This is a genomic window from Segatella cerevisiae (genome assembly GCF_024054555.1).
Classification (GTDB): Bacteria; Bacteroidota; Bacteroidia; order Bacteroidales; family Bacteroidaceae; genus Prevotella; species Prevotella cerevisiae.
In genome coordinates this window covers 1-8,695 of sequence record NZ_JAMXLY010000068.1, presented here as the reverse complement: position 1 = coordinate 8,695, position 8,695 = coordinate 1, and the positions used below count along the sequence as shown (strand labels likewise).

Annotated in this window: 7 protein-coding genes; all 7 read left to right on the top strand. The window is 37.4% G+C overall.

The window, feature by feature from the left end:
* Positions 1-145: 145 nt before the first annotated feature.
* The 7 genes from NG821_RS11870 to NG821_RS11840 all read left to right on the top strand — a co-directional run bounded on the left by NG821_RS11870 (position 146) and on the right by NG821_RS11840 (position 7,859).
* Positions 146-2,437 carry a TonB-dependent receptor domain-containing protein gene (locus tag NG821_RS11870; protein WP_252761872.1) on the top strand — a complete coding sequence of 764 codons (2,292 nt, stop codon included), beginning with the start codon at positions 146-148 and terminating at the stop codon, positions 2,435-2,437.
* Positions 2,438-2,523: 86 nt separating this feature from the next.
* Positions 2,524-2,826 carry a cysteine peptidase family C39 domain-containing protein gene (locus tag NG821_RS11865; protein ID WP_317233095.1) on the top strand — a complete coding sequence of 101 codons (303 nt, stop codon included), beginning with the start codon at positions 2,524-2,526 and terminating at the stop codon, positions 2,824-2,826.
* A gap of 140 nt (positions 2,827-2,966) precedes the next feature.
* On the top strand, positions 2,967-3,275 hold the full coding sequence (locus NG821_RS11860) for a helix-turn-helix transcriptional regulator (protein WP_252761871.1): 309 nt from the start codon (positions 2,967-2,969) through the stop codon (positions 3,273-3,275).
* Positions 3,272-4,768, top strand: coding sequence for a type II toxin-antitoxin system HipA family toxin (locus NG821_RS11855; RefSeq protein WP_252761870.1), 1,497 nt, complete (start codon positions 3,272-3,274; stop codon positions 4,766-4,768). The genes NG821_RS11860 and NG821_RS11855 overlap by 4 nt, the downstream gene beginning before the upstream one ends.
* Positions 4,769-5,580: 812 nt before the next feature.
* Complete coding sequence (locus tag NG821_RS11850) at positions 5,581-6,165, top strand: flavin reductase family protein (RefSeq protein ID WP_252761869.1); 585 nt, start codon at positions 5,581-5,583, stop codon at positions 6,163-6,165.
* A gap of 16 nt (positions 6,166-6,181) precedes the next feature.
* Positions 6,182-6,982: a DUF3298 and DUF4163 domain-containing protein gene (locus NG821_RS11845; RefSeq protein ID WP_252761868.1), complete on the top strand. Its 801-nt coding sequence runs from the start codon at positions 6,182-6,184 to the stop codon at positions 6,980-6,982.
* A 112-nt stretch (positions 6,983-7,094) separates the two neighbouring features.
* Positions 7,095-7,859 (top strand): arginase family protein, encoded by a 765-nt coding sequence (locus NG821_RS11840; RefSeq protein ID WP_252761867.1) that lies wholly within the window; start codon positions 7,095-7,097, stop codon positions 7,857-7,859.
* The last annotated feature ends 836 nt before the right edge of the window (positions 7,860-8,695 follow it).

Genomic DNA, 8,695 nt, shown 5'->3' with positions numbered 1-8,695 from the left:
TCGGGGAAGCGTTTTGAAAATTCTATCAGTTTCATTTTGACGAGGTTTTGATAATTGATGCAAAGGTAATGAATATCGGGGAATACTCAAAATTATTAATCACCCAATTGAGGATAATCATAAAAAAATATTATTCTTTCTTCTATTGTTATATTCGGGGGTAAAAGTAAACTCACAGTGTGTTTCAGGTACTGTTATAGATGAGCATCATAACCCACTTTCATTTGCCAATATAGTAGTACTATCTGAGCAGGATTCTGCGTTTGTCAGTGGTACAACAAGTGATGACAATGGAAAATTTAGAATCAATAGTATTTTGAAAGGGAGTTTGCTGAAAATTTCACTTATTGGTTATAAGACGGTGCTAAGGAAATATTCCGGACTAGATTCTTTGACAATAATCTTGAATGAGGATACTCATATACTTGGCGAGGTTATTGTAAAATCACAGTTGCCGAAGACGAAACTCAATGGAGAAGGAATGACAACAACTGTTGCGGGCAGTGTGTTGGAAAAAACCACATCGATGGAAAATCTACTCAATTTGATTCCAAATATTTCTGCAAAGAATGGAAGCATAGAAGTGTTTGGAAGAGGAACTCCTGATGTATATATAAATGGAAGAAAAATGCGTGATGGAATGGAGTTGGAACGTCTACAGCCTGATGAAATCAAGAATGTAGAGGTGATAACCAATCCCGGAGCGCGCTATGATTCAAGTGTAAAAAGCGTGATACTTATAACCACAAAGAAAGCTGTTGGTGAGGGATTCAGTCTTGAAACAAAAACCAACTCGGAGATAAACGAACAAAAGCGAATGAGTTGGGGCGAGAGTTTGCGCTTAAATTATCGCAAGGGAAAGTTGGATATGAATGCTCAATTCTACGGAGCATATACACATCGGCAAGATGATAAACAAATAGAGCAAATAACATACCTTGATGATACATGGAGACAGAAAACTGACATAACTCAAGAATACACCAATATCAATCCTTATGTACGATGGGCTACAAGTTACATGTTGGATAAAGACAACTCTTTGGGTGCAAGTATCAGTTACAACCGCCAAGCAAAGAATTTGGGTGTCTCCGATTTGAAGGGCGTAGCTATGCAGAATGAACAACAAACAGAATCGTCCACTTCACATGTAGAATCACCTGCTACCTCAAAAGCCGTATCGGCAAATGCATATTACGTGGGCAAAATAGGAAGGTTTGGTGTTGATTTCAACACTGATTATTATTGGCTAGGAAATAAGGAACGGATGGATAACTTAGAACGATATGCCGAATTGGGGGAAACAGAGACAACTCAAGACATCAATTCTAACCGCAGAATATACAACCGTCTGTTTGCTTCCAAACTTGTGTTGTCTACTCCTTTTATCTCTGGCAACCTTTCATTTGGAGGTGAACTTTCGACATCAAAACGCAAAAATCTTTATATGGTATTCCCACAAGATATTGTAAATGATGAAAATAATCGGATAAAGGAAAAAATGACATCTGCATTTTTCGATTACCATAGAACATTTGGCAAACTGGATGTGCAGGCAGGATTGCGGTATGAATACATTGACTTCAACTATTATGATCACGGCACGTATGTAGCAAAACAAAGCAAGACGTATGGTAATCTCTTTCCCTCCCTAGCACTCTCACTGCCTGTGGGAAAAACACAAATGCAACTCATCTATTCCACAGATATTTATCGTCCGTCTTATGAAGAATTGCGTGATGGTATACAGTATGTCAACCGCTATACTTATGAGTCGGGAAATCCTTTCCTTGTACCATCTATCAGTAAAAATATAAGTTATGCCTTTTCGTGGAAATGGCTAAACTTATCGACAATCTACACACATCTATCAGATGAAGTTTGCACTTTGGTCCAAACGTATAAAGACAATCCACAAACCACCTTGGAACGTCCGGAGAATATGCCGTCTTATAACAATGTTCAAGTATCATTGGCTTTGAGCCCAAAGTTTGGGATTTGGAATCCTGCACTCGAAATGATGGCGTTCAAACAATGGTATCACATGGATACCCATGAAGGAAAGGCCCTTAACCATCCTTCTGCAACTTTCCAGTTGACTAACACATTCGACACAAAATGGATGACAGCCTCTGTAATAGCCACCACACAAACGACTGGGAATATGGGCAATAAATTTGTACGGAAATATTTTAATACAGATGTATCCTTGTATAAATCTTTATTGAAGAATCGACTTATATTGCAGCTTTATGTAAGTGATTTGTTCGGAACAGCAGACCAACGCCGTGTCTTCTATTCGGGACCTCAACGGTCAACAAATTATAAAAGTTATTCTTCAAGCTCGGTAAATTTCACGATAATTTATAAATTTAATGTAACAAATAGCAAATATAAAGGGACAAGCGCCGGACAAGCACAAAGAAGTAGAATGTAAAAATAATCAGTCCTTATAGTTGTTTTACGAGATACCCAATAGTCTATCCATCAAATTCTATGTTGTGTGGAGTTGCCTATTTGTAAATAATATGTAAATCCTTTGGAGAAAAGTATCCGACGAACTATATAGAAAGATTATGTTTTGCCACTACTGAAGGTGTTTCTTTATTGGGGATAAACTGTGCTGCGGATAAACTTGGACTATCTTCAAGAAGTGAAACAACAACAATAGAAGATCTTATAACCCTCAGTTTAATGATAGAGCATCTGTTATTGACAGTGAAAACAAAATTCACTTCGCCACACCACCTAGCAGCCTCAGATAAAAAGCGTTCTTATGATTCAAAATTAATCTTTTCCTTCCATGTTGACAAGTATTTGAGGTAAAATATTAAATATTCTCTTCTTTTCTTTGGAAGCTACCTTTAAATAGCTTATATTTGCGTAATAATATTACTTATATTACCTATTAAAGCATATAAAAAGACTTTATAGGGAATATATTACCTATTATTAATTAAGTGAATATGTTGGATTTTTATGAATATTCAGTACCTGAAATTGTTCATCTGATGGGACAGCGATTCAAGATGTACAGAGTTAATGCAAATCTTACACAACAAGATATTGCTGAACAGGCTGGAGTAAACATAAAGACTGTAAATACATTTGAGAATGGAAATACCCGAAATCTTTCCTTTGGTACTTTTATTCTACTACTGAAAGCTGTTGGCATGATTAACAATCTTGAAGAAGTTCTGCCAGAGCTTCCTGAGTCTCCGTATATCTATCGTACTGAAAAGAAGAAAATTCAACGGATAAGGCATAAAAAATGAAAAGAATATTAGCAGTTAAACTATGGGGAAATGAGATAGGGCGTTTAGCATGGGATGAGAAACGTCGTAGTGCCTACTTTATGTTCAATCCTAATATGCTTGACTCCAATCTTGATATAGCTCCACTTGTTGCCCCGTTGAACAATCCAAAAAGCCACAATCCCATTTATGGAGAAGATGACCGAAAGTATCAAAAGTTACCTTCATTCATAGCTGATTCTTTACCAGATGACTGGGGCAATAAACTTTTTGAATATTGGCGCATTGAGAATCGTATCAGTAGCGCCAATATTACCCCTTTGGAAAAATTGTCCTTTATCGGCAAGCGTGGTATGGGGGCTTTGGAGTTTGAACCGACAATTGATGCCAACGACAAGCACAGAGATAAAGTAGATGTACAGTCATTGGCTCGTCTAGCTCAAAAGATTTATCAACAAAAGGAAGGTATTCATATTTTACCTGAAGAATCCATTACGATGCAGTCTTTGATAGCATTGGGTACTTCGGCTGGAGGTCGTCAACCCAAGACGATTATTGCTATCAACAAAGATACCAACGAGATTCGTTCCGGACAAGTCGAAAGTGAAGAGGGTTTTGAAAGCTATATTTTAAAATTTGGAGACCCAGAGCGTTCTAGTGCAGAAATAGAAATAACCTACTTTGAAATGGCTCGTCAAGCAGGTATCAATATTTCCGACTCTAAATTATGGAAGGTTGAAGGTATTAACCACTTCCTAACCAAACGTTTTGATCGTGATGGAAAGGAAAAACTCCACACCCAAACCCTTGCTGCCATGTACCCAGGAACTGATAGCTATGAACAACTTTTATGGGTGTGCCGTAAATTAAGATTGTCAGAGAAGGATTCCGAAGAGGTGTTTAGAAGAATGGTATTCAATGTACTTGCCAATAATACGGATGACCATGACAAGAATTTTTCCTTTATTATGGATAAGAAAGGACATTGGAGACTGTCTCCAGCTTACGATATTACCTATATCTTTAATAGAGGCGGGTACATGCCACAAGAAGAGCGATGTCTGATGATAAGAGGGAAACTAATAGGCATTACTAACAATGATGTTCTTAAGTTTGCATCTGATAATGGTATCCGTAAGGCAGAATCTATTATTAAGGAGGTGGAGGAAGCCGTTTCTTCATTCCGTACCCTTGCAAAAAAGAATGATGTTGGAAAAAATTGGATTGGAAGAATTGAAACTACTATTATTCAAAATCTTACTGCGTGGAATTACATTGCTACAAGCAATAGTAACTTTTCGTTTACGGACAATAATGGTCGAAAAATAACTAATGCGCACATTGAACAGGCCTACAAAGGAAATTATCATTTAATGGCTGTCATCAACGGCAAGCAGCGTAGATTTGTGATAAGAAAAGGAACAGAAAATGCAAATATGATTAATAATGCAGGTGTCATCAATATTAATGAAGATATGATAAGAATGCTGGTTGACAAATTGTTAAAGGATTAAGAAACAAATTTTGAAAATCCTACGAATACATCTATTTTTTAATCCTGATTAATTCCACCAACGGGTGCGAAAGAATAGACCGAAAACAAATCTGTTCCCTTCCGTTCCCTTCTCGTTCCCTCCCCGTTCCCTATTTTGAATTTTGGTTGACAAAAATGTTAGGGCAATCTGTTGAAGCGGTTTAACAGGGTGTAAAGAAGCGCTTTATTAGCCCCTAACAAAGCGTATCCGGACAGTGTCAGGATACGCATGAACAGAACCTCATAAAACGCATGAACAGAACCTTATAAAACTCATTAACAGGACCTCATAAAACTCATTAACAGGACCTCATAAAACTCATCATTAGCACCTCATAAAGCGGCGAACAGAATGTATAGTCGTGCATCAATGGAGTGAATGGATAAAAGTCAATAAATTGAATGATTAAGGGTCAATAAAATAAATGGACGTACATCTTCAGATGCAAAGGAGTGAACCACCCACTCCATTTCTTAAAAGACTCCTAAAATCGACTCAACTCATACCGATCGGGATCAATAAGTATTCTGCTTTTTAAGTTTCAGACGTCAGATAAGAATTTCTCTACAATGGCAATCCACATTTATCAATAAGGCAATCGGTTTTAAGTGAAAAAAGGAAAGAAATAGAGATATAAACAGAAAATATAGCATGACGTCTATGAAAAAAGATAAAACAATAATCGTTATCTTTTCTTAAAAATCATATCAGGTTTTATCAAGATACCTGATTTTCACATATCTTTGTAATATGTGATTGGTTATGTCACAAAAACTAAGATCTGTACTATAATGAAAAAGAATTTAGGAGCCAAAATGTTTTTCACACCCTTACCTGTTTTGGTTATCGGCACTTATAATTCTGCAGGCATACCTGATGCCATGAATGTTGCGTGGGCTGGGCAATGTGGTCCGAAAGCGGTCGCTTTGAATATCGGATCACATCAGACGACGGAAAACCTGAAACTAAAGAAATGCTTTACTTTGGCTTATGCTAATCGTGACAATGAAGCACAAGCAGACTTTGTAGGTTTGGTCTCTGGAAGAAAAGACAAAGACAAGATAAAGGAAACCGGTTGGAAGACGAGCAAATCGTCGCGTATTGATGCACCTGTTTTTGAAGATTTCCCTTTAACACTGGAATGTCGTGTAACCGAGATGAAAGAAGTCAGTGAAAGTGAGTTTCGGGTAGTTGGTGAAGTAATCAATATGATTGCCGACCAACACATTTTGAATGAAAAAGGGCAGATTGACATTGATCGCCTCCAACCTATTCTTCTGGACGATACTGCAGGTGTTTACCGCATCGTTGGGGAAAAAGTAGGGAGTGCTTTCCATGACGGCAAACAATTCAAATCTATCAGCAAGGATAATTAACTTCAAAACAAATAAGATGAGAAAAATCAAGTTTATGGGGTTTGCCCCTGTGGTCCTATTTATTGGCATTTCCTTATGCGCCTGCCAGAACAAAAGTATATCTGCGCCGGTGACATTTGATAAGGTGGCAATAGATACTACTGCCAATCTTGTCCCCGGAGATTCCACTTCTCCTAAGGCAAAGATCAAAATCACACTTGTCTATGCCAAAGGAGACAGTGCCCAAAAGGTAAACAATTACATCCTGTCTTCGGACGCTTTCAAAAATGATTTTGTCAAGCCTTCATCCTTGAAAGATCTGACTCCCAAGAATGCCGTCAACAAATTTGTTCAGGAATTTATCCAGAGCTATCGGAAAGAATGTGGCCCGGTATATGCCAAGGACAAAACCTCACAGTCATGTAATTATGAGTTTATCGCTAACGGAAAGGCTATTGACAATGGTCAGACCACAAGTCTCGCCTTTGACAAATACGTCTATACAGGTGGAGCGAACGGCATGTCTTCCAGTATTACAATAAATGTAGACAAGAAAGACGGTGAAGTTATCAGCAAAGAGAAACTCCTGAAACAGATTTCTGCCGACAAGACCAAAAAGGAAATTGTGAATAGCCTGGTCAAACAGTTGAAAGTAAAAAATGCGCAACAACTTCATGACAGTTTGAACGTGTTCTCTGATGCTCCAGTTTATATTCCAGACAACTTCATCATCGGGAAAGACAGCATCACCTTCATCTATGGAGATCTCGAGATTGCACCTCATTATTTAGGTGTTCTCAAGGCTAAGGTAGCTAAAAAAGATATCATGAACAAATAGATACTTTTCTCTCTTCTCGAATGAATAATAACCGTTTTCATCAATTACTTGAGAAAACGGTTATTTCCATTATTAATCCGATAACCATCATCATCATTCAGATATAAAAATCATGAAGGAACCCGTCATTATCATGAATCTTTCGGGAGCCTATGAACTTGAACCTTTTGCCAATAACCCCGACTTCATTCAACTCGATTGCTCCCATATCAGTGGAACAGATTGCTATTGCAGTCAGGAGGCGGCCAAAACCATTACAAAAATAATCGCCCCATACACTTATAGAGGTATACATTTCATTGATAACGGAGATTATCACTATCTCTCCAAATTCTGGACATACAAAATAGACCGGAAATTCACATTAGTCCTCTTCGATCATCACACGGACATGCAACCCTCTCTGATTCCCGGTTTTCTTTCTTGCGGAAATTGGGTACAGGTCACAGCCGATCAAAACCCCAGTTTCAAAAAGGTGATCATTATCGGTGCATCAGGAAAAGCTGTAAGAGACATTCCCAAAAACTATCTCAAAAGAGTCGTTTATTTCAGTCGGGAAAAACTGCGCCGAATACTCTCGACCACAGGAGATCTTAAAATCGAAGGTCCAATTTATATTTCCATTGACAAAGACGTTCTCAGCACTCTGTTTGTACATACAAATTGGGACCAGGGATCGCTCACATTACGAGAGCTGCAATTGGCTCTGTCCCTGCTCCTGTCACAGAATGACGTCTTGGGCATCGACCTCTGCGGAGAATTTGAGATCAAACAAGACCTCTTCCAAAATTATAAAGCTGCCTATATCGACAGTCAAGTCAATCTCTCACTCCTCAAAACCATCATCAACATAAAGGAAAATCAAAGGAACAACTGATACTTGCCTTCCATGATGGTCTTAGAAAGCATTCTTTAACCTAGATACGCTATTAAGCAATTGAAAAAGGGAGTCCATCAGGATTAACGACAGAAGTTTCTGGTACGATCCTTGCGAATCATCTCAATCTATCATCCCCAACCCCACTTCCGGCACCCCATTGCTATCAGGATTGTCTCATGCGCCTTTAGAGATGGTAACAGGAATAAATATTATCAGTTTATGCACCCTCTCATTCACTAGGAAACTCCTTGGAAAACCCTTTCTACTCTGCAAAAGCATCCTTTTGAGAAGATTGGTCAGAAGCATATAAAAATTTATATATGAATATTAAAATGTAAATATTATTTTAATTATTGCTCATTCCATTTATTTTTGTGCAACATTTATAAATCGAGAAAAGAGGATAACAAAATGGTAATAAAGGACACCGAAGTCATTTGTTTATTGTAACACAAACAGCTATTATACTAACAAAAAGAAATAAAAATACCGAAAATGTCGGATCAATATCAGACTTTAGGATAACATAATGCTATATGTGATCATTAAGCATTCCAAATATCCTGATTCCCTATATTTTTTGCACAAATTTTTTATTGTGTGCACCTTTCGTGTGAAATTGTTAAAATTTTTGTTAATATGAAAGGGAAAAGTAGTGATTCTTACATATACAAATTAACTTTGCAGTATACATATACAAAAACCATAAATAGGGTCCGCTGAATAAGTTGATTTAACATTTATTTCATTGATTATCAGTAAGATACATGATGTAACATTTGGTCAATTCACGGAAAATTTGTAACTTTGAGTGTTAAAAGCAAGCAAAAATG